The 16,797-nt window shown below is 36.5% G+C and carries 16 protein-coding genes and 1 other annotated feature; of the genes, 12 read left to right on the top strand and 4 right to left on the bottom strand.

The features are described from left to right. The first annotated feature begins 10 nt into the window (after positions 1-10). From rpmI to KD050_RS03205, 3 genes are all read left to right on the top strand, one after another. Positions 11-211, top strand: a complete 201-nt coding sequence (rpmI, locus tag KD050_RS03215; RefSeq protein WP_053588661.1) for a 50S ribosomal protein L35 — start codon at positions 11-13, stop codon at positions 209-211. Positions 212-257: 46 nt separating this feature from the next. Beyond that, positions 258-617, top strand: coding sequence for a 50S ribosomal protein L20 (gene rplT, locus KD050_RS03210; protein WP_090564198.1), 360 nt, complete (start codon positions 258-260; stop codon positions 615-617). A gap of 62 nt (positions 618-679) precedes the next feature. Beyond that, positions 680-964 carry a DUF1294 domain-containing protein gene (locus KD050_RS03205; RefSeq protein WP_211894825.1) on the top strand — a complete coding sequence of 95 codons (285 nt, stop codon included), beginning with the start codon at positions 680-682 and terminating at the stop codon, positions 962-964. Between the two features lie 578 nt (positions 965-1,542). Here KD050_RS03205 and KD050_RS03200 read toward each other — a convergent pair. Next, positions 1,543-1,926 carry a sigma-w pathway protein ysdB gene (locus tag KD050_RS03200; protein WP_211894824.1) on the bottom strand — a complete coding sequence of 128 codons (384 nt, stop codon included), beginning with the start codon at positions 1,924-1,926 and terminating at the stop codon, positions 1,543-1,545. 93 nt (positions 1,927-2,019) lie between these two features. Here KD050_RS03200 and KD050_RS03195 point away from each other — a divergent pair, with 93 nt between their 5' ends. The 6 genes from KD050_RS03195 to KD050_RS03170 all read left to right on the top strand — a co-directional run bounded on the left by KD050_RS03195 (position 2,020) and on the right by KD050_RS03170 (position 8,865). Beyond that, positions 2,020-2,505: a dUTP diphosphatase gene (locus KD050_RS03195; protein WP_211894823.1), complete on the top strand. Its 486-nt coding sequence runs from the start codon at positions 2,020-2,022 to the stop codon at positions 2,503-2,505. 69 nt (positions 2,506-2,574) lie between these two features. Then, positions 2,575-4,473 carry a DUF2207 domain-containing protein gene (locus KD050_RS03190; RefSeq protein WP_211894822.1) on the top strand — a complete coding sequence of 633 codons (1,899 nt, stop codon included), beginning with the start codon at positions 2,575-2,577 and terminating at the stop codon, positions 4,471-4,473. Between the two features lie 80 nt (positions 4,474-4,553). Further along, positions 4,554-5,642 (top strand): M42 family metallopeptidase, encoded by a 1,089-nt coding sequence (locus tag KD050_RS03185; RefSeq protein WP_211894821.1) that lies wholly within the window; start codon positions 4,554-4,556, stop codon positions 5,640-5,642. A gap of 144 nt (positions 5,643-5,786) precedes the next feature. After that, positions 5,787-6,752 (top strand): ornithine carbamoyltransferase, encoded by a 966-nt coding sequence (gene argF / locus KD050_RS03180; RefSeq protein WP_211894820.1) that lies wholly within the window; start codon positions 5,787-5,789, stop codon positions 6,750-6,752. Between the two features lie 288 nt (positions 6,753-7,040). Further along, a complete protein-coding gene (locus KD050_RS03175) occupies positions 7,041-7,565 on the top strand; it encodes a sigma-70 family RNA polymerase sigma factor (RefSeq protein ID WP_211894819.1) in 525 nt (174 codons plus the stop codon). Continuing rightward, entirely contained in the window at positions 7,558-8,865 is a 1,308-nt protein-coding gene (locus KD050_RS03170; protein ID WP_211894818.1) for a DUF4179 domain-containing protein, read from the top strand. Before KD050_RS03175 ends, KD050_RS03170 begins: the two co-directional genes overlap by 8 nt. 128 nt (positions 8,866-8,993) lie before the next feature. On the opposite strand, the gene KD050_RS03165 is transcribed toward KD050_RS03170, so the two are convergent. The 3 genes from KD050_RS03165 to sspI all read right to left on the bottom strand — a co-directional run bounded on the left by KD050_RS03165 (position 8,994) and on the right by sspI (position 11,834). Beyond that, positions 8,994-9,974 carry a bile acid:sodium symporter family protein gene (locus tag KD050_RS03165; protein WP_211896191.1) on the bottom strand — a complete coding sequence of 327 codons (981 nt, stop codon included), beginning with the start codon at positions 9,972-9,974 and terminating at the stop codon, positions 8,994-8,996. Between the two features lies 1 nt (position 9,975). Beyond that, positions 9,976-11,370, bottom strand: coding sequence for an FAD-binding oxidoreductase (locus KD050_RS03160; protein WP_211894817.1), 1,395 nt, complete (start codon positions 11,368-11,370; stop codon positions 9,976-9,978). A 254-nt stretch (positions 11,371-11,624) separates the two neighbouring features. Continuing rightward, positions 11,625-11,834 (bottom strand): small acid-soluble spore protein SspI, encoded by a 210-nt coding sequence (sspI, locus tag KD050_RS03155; protein WP_090564172.1) that lies wholly within the window; start codon positions 11,832-11,834, stop codon positions 11,625-11,627. Between the two features lie 90 nt (positions 11,835-11,924). Here sspI and KD050_RS03150 point away from each other — a divergent pair, with 90 nt between their 5' ends. From KD050_RS03150 to pheT, 3 genes are all read left to right on the top strand, one after another. Beyond that, a complete protein-coding gene (locus KD050_RS03150) occupies positions 11,925-12,689 on the top strand; it encodes a TrmH family RNA methyltransferase (RefSeq protein ID WP_211894816.1) in 765 nt (254 codons plus the stop codon). Between the two features lie 281 nt (positions 12,690-12,970). After that, positions 12,971-13,204 (top strand) — a binding site (T-box leader). 46 nt (positions 13,205-13,250) lie between these two features. After that, positions 13,251-14,288 carry a phenylalanine--tRNA ligase subunit alpha gene (gene pheS / locus KD050_RS03145; RefSeq protein WP_211894815.1) on the top strand — a complete coding sequence of 346 codons (1,038 nt, stop codon included), beginning with the start codon at positions 13,251-13,253 and terminating at the stop codon, positions 14,286-14,288. A 13-nt stretch (positions 14,289-14,301) separates the two neighbouring features. Beyond that, complete coding sequence (gene pheT / locus KD050_RS03140; RefSeq protein ID WP_211894814.1) at positions 14,302-16,713, top strand: phenylalanine--tRNA ligase subunit beta; 2,412 nt, start codon at positions 14,302-14,304, stop codon at positions 16,711-16,713. Positions 16,714-16,797: the final 84 nt, after the last annotated feature.

Here is a 16,797-nt window from a genome sequence, read left to right as displayed (position 1 = left end):
GGAATTCGACATGCCGAAAATGAAAACTCACCGTGGAGCTGCAAAGCGTTTCAAAAAAACCGGGACTGGAAAATTAAAACATGACCGTGCTTTTGGAAGCCACTTATTCGCTAACAAATCTACTAAAGCAAAACGTAAACTACGTAAAACTAAAGTAGCATCTTCAGGCGATTACAAACGTATCAAAACTTTATTAACTTACATGAAATAATAACAGAAATTCAATCATTCGAAAGAATAGCAGGAGGTAATGAATCATGCCACGCGTAAAAAGCACACCAGTAACTAAACGTCGTCGTAAAAAAGTATTAAAATTAGCTAAAGGTTATTACGGTTCAAAACATACATTATACAAAGTTGCTAACCAGCAAGTAATGAAGTCATTCATGTATGCATACCGTGATCGTCGTAACAAAAAACGTGATTTCCGTAGACTATGGATTACACGTATCAATGCGGCAGCACGTATGAACGGACTTTCTTATAGCCGTTTAATGCACGGATTGAAATTAGCTGAAATCGAAGTTAACCGTAAAATGTTAGCTGATCTAGCAGTAACAGATTCTCAAGCATTTACACAACTTGCAGATGCAGCTAAAAAAGCAATCGCAAAATAATTTAAGATAAAAAAGCTGATAGAGAATCTATCAGCTTTTTTTGTACAAGGAGCATAATATGTATGACAAACGTTATTCTTATTTTCATATTAATCATGTCCGTTATAGCTTTTTTTGTAATGGGATACGACAAATCACAAGCAAGAAAACATGGTCATCGTATATCGGAAAAAACACTTTGGACACTTGCGATTGTTGGAGGGGGAATCGGAGCGTATATCGGAATGCAACTGTTTCGCCATAAAACGAAGCATACGAACTTTCGTGTTGGATTTTTAATGTTATTGATCTTATATGCTTTCTTGATTTTTTACATATTAACAACAGACAGTTCTATCATTGCATAGGGCTGTCTTTTTTATGTGCTCTGGTTTCAGCGTGAGAGGCCGAGCTTCCTCGGGCGGCGCTAAGCTTCTACCCTGCGGGGTCTCGTCATTCTCGCTGGAGTCGCCGCGTTACACTGCAATCACTAAATTAGTAGATATTAACTTTTAGATTGAATAGAGGTAGTATTATAATAACGATGATTATGAAAAGGGTATATACACAGTAAAGTATTGAGATTTACTTTCTTCATAATTATAGAAATCAAAAATACAAACGAAAACGTATCTTTACATTCATTTATTCAGTGATACAAAGTGGATTCTATTAATTGGAGCGGCTGGCGGCGACTCCAGCGGGAATAGCGCGAGCTGAAAGCCCCGCAGGAACGTAGTGACGAGGAGATTGAAGCCGTGCCCGCGCAAAGCGCCCGCCTAGAGCGGAAATTAGTGTCGCTAGAAATGTGCATTCCGTGTGACAAATGTATATACGTGTATAATATATACACTTCAATCACCGATAGGGAAACTTTCATGTAAAATGTAAAATCAATCACAAAAAGGTTAGTCGAAAACTCTCGACCAACCATTTTTTATTATCACTAGTCATCCTGCATTAATTGCTCAATAGGACTTTTCCAGTTAATTTTGGCATTTGGATAATTCATTTTAATTTCATTTTGTAAGAAACGTAAGTCTTCTTTCGTAAAGCCTTGTAGTTTAGCTGGATCTTTTGTCCATATGAAGATTGAAACGACTTCGAATGCTTGATCGGTCGTTCCTAAATATTTTTCTCCCTCAAATAGAGCACCTTTATACGTGATAAAGAAGTTTTTGCGAACATTTTTTACCTCATCATAATAATAATACTGTTCCTTTTCATATGCCTCATCTAGTTTGCGCTTAGGATCAAATAAATAGCGAAGAATTTTATAAAAAACGTATATGATAAGTATCAAAATAAACAATCTTAGTAAATAGAACATCTCAAATGTCCTCCTTGTAAAATACATTGTACTTGCTATACGATAGAAGAGGTAGTTTGGTTTCAAAATAAATTAAAATATTTGGAGGAAATGATGAATTTATTTAAACTTTTTACAATGCAGCAAGCTTTAGACCAATATATTCAATCAAATAAGCAAGTAACGGAGGATGTTTTTGAAAAAAAGGGGCTGGCACTTATAGTTGAACTCGCGGAACTTGCGAACGAAACTAGATGCTTTAAATTCTGGAGTGAAAAGGGAGCATCAGAACGAAGTGTTATTTTAGAGGAGTATGTTGATTCCATTCATTTTATATTATCGTTAGGAATAGAAAAAGGATTTCAAGATTTAGAGGAATGGCCACATAAAGGTATCGACGGAGATTTAACTGCACTTTTCATAGGCGCAAATAAATCCGTTTTAACGTTTTTAACTGAACCGACTAAAACTCACTACGAAAAAGTGTGGATAATGTATGGTGCAATCGCTAAAAAACTAGGTTTTAGCAATGAAGATGTCTTACAGGCGTATATTGCGAAAAATGAAACGAATTATGAACGTCAAAAAAGTGGTTATTAATTTTGAGTGAAACTTTTTCTCAGACCAGCCGTAAAAATAACAATACATATTAGAATGGCGGTGTAATCTATGAAAAAGTTTCTTTTATCTATTATCTTGGTGTTGCTGTCACTCTCTTTTGGAATAGTAGCAGAAGCAAAGTCCTATTCTATTGAAAAAGTACATATAAAGTCCTGGATTCAACCAAACGGGGATCTTTTAGTAAATGAGGTATTTACATATAATTTTGACGGATCGTTCTCTAGTTTAAGTCGTTCTTTCCCACTGGATCATGGGAAAAACGTAGAACAATTTTATGCATATGAGTTAGCCGGGTTAAACTTGGAACCAGGGTTTATTGATCAGACTATGATGACTCCCTTGACGGTGACCCAAAAAAACAATACGTTCTATTCCAACATAGGTATGCGTGATCAGCAAGTATCGTTTTTATATGCGTATACGCTCAAAAATAGTGTCACTGCCTATGATAATTATAACGAACTAAATGTCGTTTACTTTGAAGATAAGGATGCTCATGATCGGGATTACTTTAATGTAACGATAGATTATATTCTGCCGGAAACAGTTGAAACAAATAGATTTGAAGGAGTTTTATATAATAAAACGAAAGTGGAAACGGAAAAAAATACTTTTGGTATTCGATTTAGCACTCATAGATCCAAAGCTTTTACTGAAACGAAAAGTAGTTTAGTATTTCCGGCAGACCTAATTTCATTTTCTGGAAAAGCCAAAGCACCAATATCCTATAAGGATGCATTGGCTAATGAGAGAGATGAGCAAAAAGAATGGAATAAAAGACTGTCCTACATAGATACAATTATCTCATTCATACCGAAAGTTGCATTTGCAGTGCTAATCATCATTCTATGTTTTCTATTTTTCTTACCACAAAGACATTTTTGGAGAAAAGGAAATAGTGAAGAAGTTTTAAATACGGATGTACTGTATTTGTTTTTTGTTGATAAATGTGGAAAACCACATCCTAAAGCCTTTCTTGTAGGACTCTTTTCATTAGCAGAAAAAGGAGCAGTCAAGGTTAAACATGCAAAGTCTGCACTTCGTTTTAAACACGATCCGAAAGCTCCAGAAGAAACTTTGGACTTCAGGCTTACAGATGGAACTCTGGCGACGTCAGTATTTGAAAAATATATGACTGGTTGGTTATTTACAACTAAAAGTGGCTCTAAAAAGTGGGCATTTCATTTACATGATGCTGCAGGGGCTGCAAAGGATAATAAGAACTCCAAATTCTTTCACACCAAAGTAAAAGTCTTTAAAAAGAAACAAATAGAGTGGCATCAACTAGTAGAAAAAGAGCTAGAAGTGGCGGGAGCTATTAATAGTAAAATTCCTTTACTAGTTATAACTTTTGCTACTCTTATAGTTTCACTGATTACTATGTTCGCTTATTATGCAAATGTACAAAGCTATTTGGCTATTGTTTGTATATGCACATTTACGATTATTTTCTTAGTTATACTTTGGATAAAAAAACGTTCGACATTATTTTTTAGTATATATGCTGTTCTATTATTTTTCTTTATTACCTCCATTGGAAATGATGAGATAGTCGATTTGACCGTTGGACTATTATTGATGGTTGTAATTTTATATTTAGTCATACCAAGAAATATTCTTTCGATGAATGCAGTACGTGCAAAAGATGCAGTACGTTCCTATCGGAAAGAATTAAAGAATGGGATGCCGATTACTTTAAATAATGTTGAACAAGAAAAATGGATAGTTAGAGCTTATTTATTTGGAAGAAAAAATGTAAATATTCCCCTTAAGGATGTCTCTATTCCACTTGCTACAGTGCTACTTGCAAGTACAGATCCGATAGACTATGTGACAAAGTCTTGGTCGTGGACTAAGGTTTCCACTTCATCAGACGGAGCAGGTTCTTACGGAGGAGATTCTTCGGGAGGGGGAGGAGACGGCGGTGGCGGAGCAGGAGCTGATTGAAATTTTATATGTTCAAATTTTGAAAATGTCTTTAATTTAGAATATAATGGAATCGTACATATATTTAGGAGGTCGAAATAATGCCAAAGCTAGATGAAACATTAACGATGTTAAAGGAATTGACAGATGCTAAAGGGATTCCTGGTAACGAGCGTGAACCAAGAGAAGTGATGGAGAAGTACATCGCACCTTTTGCAGATAAAATTGAATACGACAATTTAGGAAGTCTAATTGCTGAAAAAGTTGGAGATGTAAACGGTCCTAAAATTATGGTAGCCGGACATTTAGATGAAGTCGGCTTTATGATTTCAAAAATTGATGACAAAGGGTTTTTGAGCTTTCAAACTGTAGGCGGATGGTGGTCCCAAGTGATGCTTGCGCAGCGAGTAACGATTGTGACACGTAAAGGAGATACGATAACTGGTATTATTGGCTCAAAACCTCCTCATATACTATCTGCAGAAGCGCGTAAAAAAGCAGCGGATGTTAAAGATATGTTCATAGATATAGGTGCATCCTCTAAAGAAGAAGCAATGGAATGGGGCGTATTACCAGGAGATATGGTAGTTCCTTATTTTGAGTTCTCAGTAATGAACAACGAAAAACTTCTGTTAGCTAAAGCGTGGGATAACCGTATTGGTTGTGCAATTGCAATTGATGTATTAAAAGCACTAAAAGATGAAAATCATCCGAACATCGTTTACGGAGTAGGCAATGTCCAAGAAGAGGTTGGCCTTCGTGGTGCCAAAACAACAACTAATAAGATCAAACCTGATATCGGCTTTGCAGTGGACGTAGGTGTTGCTGGAGACACTCCAGGTATTACGGCAAAAGAGTCGACAAGTAAAATGGGTGAGGGTCCACAAATCGTATTATTTGATGCATCTATGGTTTCCCATAAAGGTTTACGTGATTTTGTAACTGATACTGCAGACGAACATAATATACCTTATCAATTTGAAATGATACCGGGTGGGGGAACTGATGCAGGTTCTATGCATATTTCCGTAAATGGTGTTCCTTCTCTATCAATTGGTGTAGCAACTCGCTATATACATTCTCATGCAGGAATCTTGCATAGAGATGATTATGAAAACGCTGTGAAATTAATTGTAGAAGTGATAAAAAAATTAGATCGTGATGCAGTAAACAAAATTACATTCGATTAAATACTAGCGTTTAAAGGATTTAGAATATAAAATCCTTTAAACGTTTTTATTATTTAAAAAATGTATATAAATTCACTTGACTTTATATTTATCCAAACATATAATTGGTATTACATAAATATACGGAAAAAGGAGTTTTTATAAATGAAGTTACTTGAATGGGTGAATTTAAAAGTAGTGGATAGTTTAAAGGGGAAAGACTTATTGACGCTTTTAGATTACTCAAAGGAGGAGGTTAACAGCTTAATCCAGTTGGCTGTTGAGTTGAAGACATTGACTAAGGCTGGGAAATGTCCTCCTTTACTTGAAGGTAAAACATTAGGTATGATTTTTGAAAAACATTCGACTCGTACAAGAATCTCCTTTGAAGTAGGTATGAAACAATTAGGTGGTAATGGTATGTTCATGAATGCACGTGATTTACAGATCGGTCGTGGTGAATCTGTATATGACACAGGGCATGTATTGTCTGGTTATTTAGATGGAATCATGATCCGTGCAAACTCACATGAGATGGTTAAAGAGCTTGCCGAGCATGCTAGTATTCCTGTCATTAATGGATTAACAGATATATTTCATCCATGCCAAGCACTTGCAGACATTTTAACGATTCATGAAGTGAAAGGTTACACTTCAGGACTGAAGCTTGCATATATAGGTGATGGAAATAATGTCGCACATTCACTAGTCATAGCTGCAGCCTATATGGGAATGCATATTTCCGTAGCAACTCCTGTTGGCTATGAAGCTAGTGAGCAAATACTAGAAAAAGCTAAAGCTATTGCTCTAGAAAATGGTGGCTCGTTGTTTGTATCCAACGACCCTGTAGAAGCGGTTGTAAATGCAGATGTTGTATATACAGATGTATGGACTTCGATGGGGCAAGAGGAAGAAGCAGCTAAAAGACTTGCTGATTTTAAAGATTTTCAAATTAATGATGAGTTAGTCGCAAATGCAAAAAAAGATTATATGTTTTTACATTGCTTACCAGCTCATCGTGAAGAAGAGGTTGCAAGCTCTGTAATTGATGGTCCGAATTCGTATATTTTCCAACAAGCAGAAAATCGCTTGCATGCACAAAAAGCGGTACTTGCATCAGTAATGGCTTAAATTAAGTATTAACAAATGGAGAAGACAGGGTTTGTCTCTTTGTTTGGAATTATATATACCGTGATGTCGTTTATCAAGATGGATAACTTCATCACTACATAGGAAGAGTGATTCGGGAGACGCTGAATCACTCTTTATTATTTGTCTAATATTATCTATAGTTACCTTTAAGGCTCTGTAATATTAATAATTTTTTTATTTCTAAGATAAAATTACATAAAAATAAATAGTTGAAACGTTTTACATACCTAGAATATCTAATGATTATAAGAAAGGAGGGGCTATGAATTGTCCGATATAAAGAAGGTACAAAGGGCTAAGAAGGGGAATCATAAGGCATTTCAAGAACTGATTGAAAAAGAAAAAGTGAAGCTTTACAAAATGGCCTATATGTACATGAAGAACGAAGAGGATGCGTTGGAGGTCTTTCAGGAAACTGTATATAAATCTTTTATTTCTATAAAAAACTTAAAAGACGAACGTTACTTTGCCACTTGGTTGACTCGTATTCTTATTAATACAGCCTTAGATCTTATCAAAAAGAAGAGCAGAGTAATCCCTATCGATAGAGAAGCTTTAGAGAGTAAAGTAAATCCTTATATAGCACCTGAAAAAGATCCAGATTTACTTCAAGAAGTTATGAAGCTAGAAGAAAAATATAAAACAGTACTTATCTTACGTTTTTACAGGGATTATACCATTAAGCAAATAGCGGATTTTTTAGAATACCCGGAAGGTACAGTGAAGACTAATATACATCGGGGAGTTAATCTTTTAAGAGAAAAGCTGAAGGAGGAATGTGTAAATGAGTAAACAATGGCCAGATCTAAAAAAAGAAATGGACAAAATATCAGTTCCATTGGATAAGCTCGATTCCATCATTTCTAATACGCTAAAACCAACTAAAAAGAAAAAATCTATAAAAAGAATGACATTCTATTTTGTTAGTGCAGCAATATTAATTATTGGAATTTTTATAAGTACAGCTAGTGTCTCTCCTGCTATGGCTAAGATTGCTGCACAAGTTCCAATTATAGGTGCATTTTTTAATGACGTGCAGGATGAAGGGTTAAAAATAGCAGGGCAAAAAGGATTAACACAAGTTGTAGATCAATCGGCAAAAGATAACGGAATTAGCTTAACGATGAATGAAATTTTTTATGATGGAACCAGACTAACCTTTGGATATACCCAAGAGTCGTTATTTGCTATTGGTGAACTGGAAAGACCGAATATTAAAGTCAATGGAAAAGAAATTAACTTTAGTTCTAGTTCTTCAGGAGATTTTGTTACGCCACAGAAGTACAAAGGAATGATGGATATAAATCCAACTGAAGAACTGCCAGAAGAATTTGATATCAGTATTAGAATCGACGCAATTGGTCTTGTTCCAGGAAAGTGGGAGTTTAACTTTCCAGTGAAACAATCAAATAAAGTGACAGTTATTAGACCGGAGAAAGTAATAACGATTGATAAAGCAGAAGTGAAAATATCATCTTTGAAACTTGGGCCTGCTGGTACTGATCTTGCAGTTCAAGTAATAGCTAGGGAAGAAGAGTCAAAGATAGATCCATTTGATTTAAACTTTTTTGTAGTAGATGAACATGAAAATGTTCTAGATGCATTTAGCAGTAGTGGCCATGGGGATACAGAAGATGGAATGATAAAAGCTAAACTTGATTTTCTTTTTAATCCTTTGAAAGAAGGAGTAAAAAAAGTGAGCGTTATTCCTTATACATTTGCAGAACCGAATGGTGGATTAGAAGAAGTAAGCGTAGATTTGAATAAAAAAATTCCTTTCACACTAAGTCAAGGGGATTTCGGGAATATTCTTATTAAAGATATTCAGTATAAAAAAGATCAAACAATCGTCTACTTTGATGTACAAAGTGATGAAATATACGATAACAGACTATATAGAAATCCAATCTGGCTAAAGGACGCAAGTGGAAATAATTTAATGCTAGAGGATGCTCCTTTTGCAGAAAGAATAGAAGGCAACAGCTTTAAACAAGTATTTAAAGCTAATGAGCAAGAAGGATTACAGTTAGGTACATTTAAGTATCCAAAGCCCGTCACATACGAAGCATTTGAAATAGAATTACCTCAGTAGTTAACGAAAATTAGGTGAAAAATAAAACTGCCTTACAGTCATTTATGACTAGTAAAGCAGTTTTATTTTTATATAAAGCTTCTGAGCATATTTTAAGAAGACGTTTTTAGCATTTTTTCTGAGCTATATTATATTTGAGATGGAGTTTTCTCTAGGATAATAACTTCCTTATTAACTTCCTCTTTAACTGGACGTTTTGACCAGTACGTTGCTAAAATCGGTCCAGAAATATTATGCCATACAGCACCTAATGCACTTGGAAGAGCTGCAAGGGGTCCTAAGTGTGCACCTGCTAGAGCAACACCTAAACCAGAGTTTTGCATACCTACTTCGATAGATATAGCACGACGATCTAGCTCAGATAATCCCATCAGTTTTGCGGCATAATAGCCAAGCAATAAACCTGCTCCATTATGCAAAAATACTCCTAAGAATACTAACAAACCAGCAGAAGCGATATTATTTACATTTCCTGCAACAACAGCAGAAACTATAGTTATTATTGCCAACACGGATATTAAAGGTACAACATTTGTGCTTTTCTCAACGGCAACTGGAAACAATTTTTTCACGATTAATCCAAGTACGATTGGGAAAATTATAACTTGAACGATTGACATAAACATTTCAACTGCATTTACAGGCATCCACTGTCCAGCAAATAAAAGCAATAATGCTGGTGTTAATAGAGGAGCAAGCAGTGTTGAAAAAGATGTCATCGTAATCGATAGTGGCACGTTTCCTTTTGCTAAATATACCATAACATTAGAAGCGGTTCCTCCTGGTACTGAACCAAGTAATACTAGTCCCGCGGCTAACTCACCAGGTAAATTTAACATATAAGCAATTGCAAAAGCGGTAAGTGGCATTATAACAAATTGTGCTATAACGCCGATGATAACTGGTTTAGGGTGTGTTGCGATTAATTTAAAATCGACAGCCTTTAATGTAAGGCCCATACCAAACATAACAACACCTAGTAAAATCGTAATATACTTACCAAATGGTAAAAACGTTTCAGGAGCTAAGAATGCCACTACCCCTACTATAATTACTAGTAGAGCAAAATATTTACCTGCCAAATTACTGATAGATTCCAAAACTTTCATCTTATTCACCAGTACTTTCTATTTTTACGATTTTTTGTGGATTTAATATATTGTTAGGATCAAGGGCTATTTTAATCTTTTCCATCACCTGTAAAGCTGCTCCATGCTCAATAGCTTGGTATTTTTGTTTACCAATACCAACCCCATGTTCTCCTGTACAAGTTCCGTTACGATCTATTGCATAATGCACTATTTTTTCATTAAAACTGTCTGCCCTTGCAACCTCCTCAGCATCATTCATATCAATCATTATTATCGCATGGAAATTACCATCTCCTACATGACCAGTAAGACCGCCAATAAGACCAAGGGAATTTAATTCCTTACGTGCGAAAACCACTGCATCGGCTAGTTCAGAGATTGGTACACACACATCAGTAACCATCATTTTTTTGCCGACATTTCCGTGGATATACGCATACGCTAAGTTATGTCTTGCGTCCCATAGCTTAGTACGTGCTGTATTATCTGTTTCGAATTGGATTTCTTCACAGCCGTGATCTTCCATTATTTCTTTTGTAAACTCGACATCTTGTTTTAAACCTTCTTCATTGCCGTCAAATTCTAAAAATAATGTCGGTCTCTCAGCATAATTCGTTTCGCTAAAACGATTTACTTGTCGGATAGATTCCTCGTCGACCAATTCCACGCGAGCGATTGGAATTCCTGCCTGTAAAATAGAAGTAACGGCTTCTACTGCGTTTTGAACTGTCGGATAGACTGCTCGAGCTGCTGTTGTGAATTCAGGTATCCCGTATACTCTTAAGGTTAATTCTGTAAAACAACCTAGTGACCCTTCAGAACCTACAAATAACCCATTCAAATGATAACCAGAAGCTGATTTTGCTGCTAGACTCCCTGTGTGTATAACAGTGCCATCCGCTAGGACAACTTCTAAATCACGTACCTGATCACGCATCACTCCGTATTTGACAGTCGTTGTGCCACTAGCATTTGTTGCTGCCATACCACCAAGTGTCGCATCTGCTCCAGGATCTACAGAGAAGAATAATCCATATTTTTTTAGCTCTTTGTTTAATTGTGTTCGTGTGACACCAGGTTGCACCTTTACTAGCAGGTCATTTTCACGGACTTCCAATATTTTGTCCATCAATGAAAAATCGATTGTAATTCCATTGTCATAGGGGATTACATGACCTTCTAAGCTTGAACCGCGTCCAAAAGGAACGACGGGTATATGAAGATTGTTAGCAGTCTTTAAAATTTTACTAACCTCATCCGTTTCTTTTGGAAAAACTACTATGTCAGGAAGACTTGCTTCATGATACGACTCATCTTTACTATGTAACTCTCTTACAGTTAGATTGACCGAAATCTGTTCATCGTTTAAAAATTTCTTTAATTCGTTTAACGTATTTTCGATGGATTTACTCATTATTATTCGCCTCTTTAATATATTGATAAATTTATTAGAATATTTACAATGATTCCAATAAAACAATTATAAGCAGTAATTATAAAAAGGTAAACTTATATTATTGTAATTTGTGGATATAAAAGTAATTTAATATATTGTATATTTGGAGAGAATGCTACACGATAGTATTGTAAGCGGTTTAGTAATTTTTGAAATATTTTTTTAAAAAATGAAAAATCCCGCGAAGAATTCAATTTCTTCACGGGATTGCATCATTTTGCAAACGCAGTTGCCAATTCACTCAATACGGATTGTTTGTTCGATTCGTCTGTCATGTTCCACCATTTTTCGAAGAACACACCTAGCCCAGGCAGTAAATGTTCCTCGCCTCTTTGAATCGCGTCTTCTACTACACCTCGAATGTCTGTTGCCGTATGACCTTTCATATTAGCAGTAATAGCTTCTCTAATTTGAAAATCCATTTTCATCACTCCTCGCAATTATCTTCCCCAAACTCTCGCAAGCTATACATGATTTTGTTACACTAAAATAAAAAAGGCGGTTACATATATATGAAACGAATTGAATCTCCCCAAAATTCTCTAGTAAAGCATTGGAAAAAATTATTAAGTGTTAGAAAAGAACGAGACAAAACAGGAGAATTCATTATAGAAGGATATCATTTAGTAGAAGAAGCTATTAAGCAAAAAGAAAATGTACTCACTATAATGATAAGCGATACAGCTGAAGTTCCGGAAAATTGGGATATAGAAAATATGGAAGTTGTAGAAATAAATGATTTGATAAAAAAAGAGCTAGCCGAAACAGAGCATACGCAAGGTATATTTGCGCATTGCAAGCAACAAACTGTGAATGAAGAAGAGCATGTTAACTGGAATCGCATATTATTAATAGATGCGGTGCAAGATCCAGGGAATATCGGCACAATGATTCGTACCGCAGATGCGGCTGGTCTTGATGCTGTTATTCTTGGAAAAGGATCAGCAGATGCCTATAATTCAAAAACATTGCGTTCGGCACAGGGATCTCACTTTCATTTGCCAATCATTAAAGGTAATCTCTCTGATTGGGTAGAAAAGTTGAAAGAACGAAAAGTAACCGTCTATGGTACAGCGTTTGAAAATTCTACACCTTATAATGAAGTGAAAAAAGAAGAATCATTTGCGTTAATCGTCGGAAATGAAGGAAGTGGTATTAGTAAAGATCTTCTTGAGGAAACCGACCAAAATATTATCGTTCCTTTATTAGGACAAGCAGAGTCATTAAATGTCGCAGTAGCTACGGGAATTCTCTTATACGGACTTACGTTAAAATAATTTTGGACCCTGTTATTTTTCTAATTGCTAATTGCTTTATTGATTGAAGTGGAAGGCGGCGACTCCAGCGGGATGAGTGAGACAGATGAGCCATCACAACGGACGCTTGAGCTGTGGTGATGGCTCATCGCTCACCCCGCGGAAAGCGTCCGCCTGAAACGGAAATACTACTTTATAGGTTGTGTGCGCAATGTAGTAGGACTATTATTTTTCTACATTTTCTGAATAAAACAGACTTGAACAAAAATAAAAAAGTCCGTATAATAGATTTAATTTGATAAATAAAAGCTGTAATCGGGAAAAGTATATATGATTATTCGAAATTGAGGGATTTTACACCTTGACTGAAAGTGTAAATGGAGAATGCATATAGAAGTTCACCCCGCTAGCTGCCACCGGGACCAGCAATTGCTGTAAAGGTGTGCCGGTGTAGAGCCGTTAGTCGAATTGAGTGATTGCACTTATCTTAGTGCAATAATCAGGGTGGTACCGCGAAATTAGTCCTCGTCCCTTTTATAGGGGCGGGGTTTTTTATTTTGTCGAAAAGGAGAGTATATAAACATGGAAGCACAACTTCAACAGTTAAAAGAAGAAGTACTACAAAAAATTGAAGCTTCAGGCAACGTTAAAGAACTAAATGACGTGCGTGTTGCCTACTTAGGGAAAAAAGGACCGATTACGGATCTACTAAAAGGAATGGGTAAACTTCCTGCAGAAGAGCGTCCAATAATGGGAGCACTAGTAAATGTCGTTCGTGAAGAGGTAACTACTGTATTAGAAGCGCGTATGACATTACTTCAAGAACAGGCTATCAATGAGCAATTAGAAAAAGAATCTATTGATGTAACTTTACCAGGTCGTCCCGTGAAGACTGGAAATCATCATCCACTTACTCGAGTAGTAGAGGAGATTGAAGATTTATTTATAAGCATGGGTTATGAGATTGCTGAAGGTCCTGAAGTAGAGAAAGACTATTACAATTTTGAAGCATTGAATTTACCAAAAGGTCATCCAGCTCGTGATATGCAGGATTCTTTTTATATTTCAGAGGATATTCTTTTACGTACACACACGTCTCCAGTGCAGGCTCGTACGATGGAAGCAAAGGAAGGCCAACCAATTAAGATTATTTGTCCTGGTAAAGTGTATCGTCGTGATAGTGACGATGCGACACATTCACACCAATTTACACAAATTGAAGGACTTGTTATCGGGGAAAATATTCGCATGAGTGATCTTAAAGGTACTCTTTCTATATTTGCGAAGAAAATGTTTGGGGACGACCGTGAAATCCGTCTACGTCCAAGCTTTTTCCCATTCACGGAGCCTTCTGTGGAAATGGATATTTCTTGCTTTAAATGTGGTGGCGATGGCTGTAACGTTTGTAAGAAAACAGGCTGGCTCGAGATTTTAGGTGCTGGTATGGTTCATCCAAACGTTTTAGAGATGGCTGGCTATGATTCTAAAAAGCTTTCTGGATTTGCATTTGGTATGGGTCCAGAACGTATTGCAATGTTGAAATATGGAGTGGAAGATATTCGTCATTTCTATACGAATGATGTGCGTTTCTTATCGCAATTCCACCGAACAGAAGTGTAAGGAGGAATTTGACATGTTAGTTTCGACGAAATGGTTATCAGAATATGTAAATACACAAGGATTAGATCCAAAAGATTTAGGGGAGAAAATCACGCGTGCAGGTATTGAAGTAGATGCAGTAATTGATCGTTCTCATGGAATGACAAATGTTGTCGTTGGTTATGTGAAAGAAAAAGTTAAGCACCCAGAAGCAGATAAACTAAATATTTGTCAGGTAGATGTTGGTGAAGAAACTACACAAATTATTTGTGGAGCACCTAATGTAGAAGCAGGGCAAAAAGTAATCGTTGCTCGTCCAGGAGCAGTACTTCCAGGGGGCATGAAGATTAAAAAAGCTAAGCTTCGCGGGGAAGAATCGAACGGTATGATTTGTTCTCTTCAAGAATTAGGGATTGAAGGACGACTAGTCTCTAAAGCATATGCTGATGGGATTTATGTTCTTCCCGAAACAGCAGTTCCTGGGGAAAGTGTTCTTCCATTACTAGGTTTAGATGATGTTGTTTTAGAGCTTGGATTAACACCAAACCGTTCGGATGCATTGAGTATGCTTGGTGTAGCGTATGAAGTTGGCGCAATTTTATCCGAAGATATGAAATACCCAGAAGCAGCCTATTCTGAGAGTAATGAAAAAGCAACGGATTACTTAAATCTTAAAGTAGATGCAATCGAAGAAAATCCGATGTATATTGCTAAAGTTGTGAAAAATATTCAAGTAAAAGAATCACCACTTTGGTTACAGCATCGTTTAATGGCTGCTGGAGTTCGCCCACATAATAATGTAGTAGACATTACGAACTATGTACTAATGGAATACGGTCAACCACTTCATGCATTTGACTATGACCGTCTAGAAACAAAAGAAATTGTTGTTCGTCTTGCGGGTGAAGGAGAAAAAATTGTTACCCTTGATGATCAAGAACGTACTTTGAAATCGAATCACTTAGTTATTACAAATGGAAATGAGCCAGTTGCAATTGCCGGTGTGATGGGTGGAGCTAATTCAGAAGTTCACGATGGAACGACGACCGTTGTAATCGAGTCAGCATACTTTGTAGGTGGTTCTGTTCGTCAAACATCAAAAGATCATAACTTACGCAGTGATGCGAGTGCACGTTTTGAAAAAGGTGTCGACCCAAATCGTGTAATTCTTGCGGCTGAGCGTGCAGCAAGCCTTCTTGCAGAGCTTGCAGGAGGAGAAGTGTTGGCGGGTTCTGTGATTGTTGATGAGCTAGACAAAACTCCTATTGAAGTGGTTGTATCTCCAGACTTTATCAATAACCGTTTAGGGATGAAGATTTCCTTAGAGGATATGACATCTATTTTATCTAGATTAAAATTTGATTACCAAGCAGCAAACGGTCTTTTGTACATTAAAGCGCCAACTCGTCGCCAGGATATTAAAATCGAAGAAGATATAATAGAAGAAATTGCTCGTATGTATGGCTATGATGAAATTCCAATGACATTACCAGTCGAGGAATCCAAACCAGGCGGATTATCATCATATCAAGCAAAACGTCGTCAAGTACGTGCCTACTTAGAAGGTGCTGGTCTATATCAAGCAATTACGTATTCATTAACTTCCAAAGAAATGTCACAGAAATTTGCTTTAGAAACTGCTCCAGTGACAGAATTATTAATGCCGATGAGTGAAGAACGTAGCATCCTACGCCAAAGTCTAATCCCGCATTTACTTGAAGCTGTTACGTATAATACAGCTCGTCAAGCGGATACAGTTGCACTATATGAAGTAGGATCAGTTTTCTTAGGTGAAACAGAATCAGGTTTACCTCATGAGCAAGAGCATCTAGCAGCAGTAATCTCTGGTAAATGGTTAGACCATAGCTGGCAAGGTGAGAAAAAAGCAGTGGATTTCTTTGTATTAAAAGGAATTGTGGAAGGATTAATGGACCTTCTTGGACATACAAATGAGCTTACATTTGAGCGTGCAGTAGTAGATGGCTTACATCCTGGACGTACAGCTTCTATTAAGTTAGCAGGAGAAGAAATCGGACTAATCGCTCAATTACACCCATCTGAGCAAAAAGCTCGTGATTTGAAAGAAACATATGTGGTGGAAATGAATTTAGCAAAAGTGCTAAACAAAGAAGTAGAAGCATTATATTATGCACCTGTTTCTAAATTCCCGTCAATTACACGTGATATTGCACTAGTTGTAGACAGTGAAAAAGCTACTGGTGAGCTTCAAGCAATTATTCAACTTTCGGGTGGAAGATTACTGAAAAATGTACATCTATTCGATTTATATGAAGGAGAAAAAATGGAGCCAGGTAAAAAATCGGTTGCATTCTCTCTAACATACTTCGATCCAGAGCGTACCCTTACGGACGAAGAAGTAGTAAATGCACATAACAAAGTATTGAAAGCACTTGCTGAACAAGTAGGAGCAGAGCTTAGAGGATAATATAAAATAATGTAAGGGCAGTACCAAACTATGGTGCTGCTTTTTTCGTATGCTTTTTTTACTACAAGCTTTATATGCATTAAA

Source organism: Psychrobacillus sp. INOP01, from assembly GCF_018140925.1.
In the GTDB taxonomy this organism is placed as follows: Bacteria; Bacillota; Bacilli; order Bacillales_A; family Planococcaceae; genus Psychrobacillus.
This window is presented reverse-complemented; position numbering and strand designations above follow the sequence as displayed.